Raw genomic sequence first — 1563 nt, 5'->3', positions numbered from 1 at the left:
AGCAGCTTGTTGTCGGCGGCGATCTGCCGGTTTACTTCGCCCTTGTCGGTGCGGATGCCGCGCTTTTCCATTTGGCTGGCGGCTGGCCCCAGATGGACAGAGGGAATTTTATCAATGCCCTGCCGCTTGTAGCTGCGATGGTCAATGCGCCCCGGTCTGCCGGCAGATTCCAACGCCCGATTGGTGTAGGCCGCCCACGCTGCCCGCCAAATCTCCACATTTCCTTTATCGTTCCAGTCGATCGTATCCTCCCGATGATTTTTCCAGCCGCCTTTCCCATCCGGGATACGCTGTCCACTCTCGTCCAGGTCGTATGCCTTGCGGCACTTTGCGCCCCACTGTCCATTTTCTTTCAAAGGCCGGAGCGTCAGCATGATATGGACATGAGGATTTCCGGTTCCCTTGTCATGGATAGCAAAGTCGGCACACATTCCTTTGTCTACAAAGTTGTCCTTCACATAGGCACGCACAAGGGCAAGCTGTTGTTCGCCGGACAGTTCACGGGGCAGGGCTGCTTCGATCTCGCGGGCAAGCTGGCTGTCCCTTGCCTTCTCGATTTGCTCCACGCTGTTCCAGAGGATAGAACGGTCTGCAAATTCCGGCGGGGCGTGGGCGGGCAGCATAATCTCCGCATGGACAATGCCGCCTTTCCGGGTGTAGTCGTGGGTCATTCCGTCCCATTCATTTGTCAGCTTGGTTCCGCTGCGGTAAGCAGCTGCGGCAACGGCAGAACGGCCTGCGCTGCGCTTGATGATACTGACGGGGATATGACAGAAATCTATGGGGAACACCTCCTTTCAGTGAGGGGATAACAAGCTCTGTGGAGCCGGACAAACGCAAAGCGGGTGTTTGGCTGCGCAGAGCGCACAAGGGGTTTGGGGAGCGTAGCTTCCCATCGTGGACGAAGTACGCAACGCCCCCGGCAGGGCGCACAGCACCGGCAACGGTGTATAAGTGCGCCCTTGTAAACAAGGGACTTATGGCGTGTCCCCGGATTTTGGCAGGTTTGCAGTCAATTCCGCAGCCCCCGGAAGATGGGACAGGGCAATCAGAAATGTTTTGACCTCTGCGCCGGAAAGGTTGGAGGCCAGCGGAAAAATACCCTCCAAAATGGCTCCGCGCTCAATCAGGCGGCGGGTGCGAACCCTGCGTTCTTCGTTCCGTTGCTTGTTCTCCAAAATCTTCTTGCGGTTTTCAAGCTGTCGGATCTCCTTCAGGACTTCCTCCCGTTCTTCTTTTTGGGTTTGGGCTGTATTTTTTTCGTTCATGTCATGCACCTCTTTTCTTTGAAAACGCTCATAGATTGACCGTCCATTTCTGACGCGCAAAGTACCGGCGCAGCCTCCGCAGTGCGGCATGGATGGATTTTCCCGCCTGTGATGGTGTGATACCCTCCATTGCGGCAATATCTTTCACTTTCATACCCAGCATATAGCGGGCGTGGACACGGCGAGCCTGCATAGGCGGCAGGGAGGAAATGGCTTCGTACAATCGCCGTATCAGTTCTTCGTATTCGGCTAATTCTTCTTTTTCTATCAGATGATCCTCCGGCGATGGCTGCGC

General features: G+C 55.8%; 3 protein-coding genes. All 3 read right to left on the bottom strand.

The window, feature by feature from the left end; translation table 11 throughout:
* The coding region (gene mobQ, locus IEY11_RS14530) for a MobQ family relaxase (RefSeq protein WP_188886896.1) at nucleotides 1-791 on the bottom strand (791 nt) is incomplete at its 3' end.
* A 186-nt stretch (nucleotides 792-977) separates the two neighbouring features.
* A complete protein-coding gene (locus IEY11_RS14525; protein ID WP_008791598.1) occupies nucleotides 978-1268 on the bottom strand; it encodes a DUF3847 domain-containing protein in 291 nt (96 codons plus the stop codon).
* A 28-nt stretch (nucleotides 1269-1296) separates the two neighbouring features.
* A partial coding sequence (locus tag IEY11_RS15015) for an RNA polymerase sigma factor (RefSeq protein WP_279289194.1) occupies nucleotides 1297-1563 on the bottom strand: 267 nt, incomplete at its 5' end.

The sequence above is a fragment of the Butyricicoccus faecihominis genome (assembly GCF_014648015.1).
GTDB classification, from domain to species: Bacteria; Bacillota; Clostridia; order Oscillospirales; family Butyricicoccaceae; genus Agathobaculum; species Agathobaculum butyriciproducens.
Note: the sequence above shows the minus strand (reverse complement) of the source record. Positions and strands in the feature narration are given on the sequence as shown.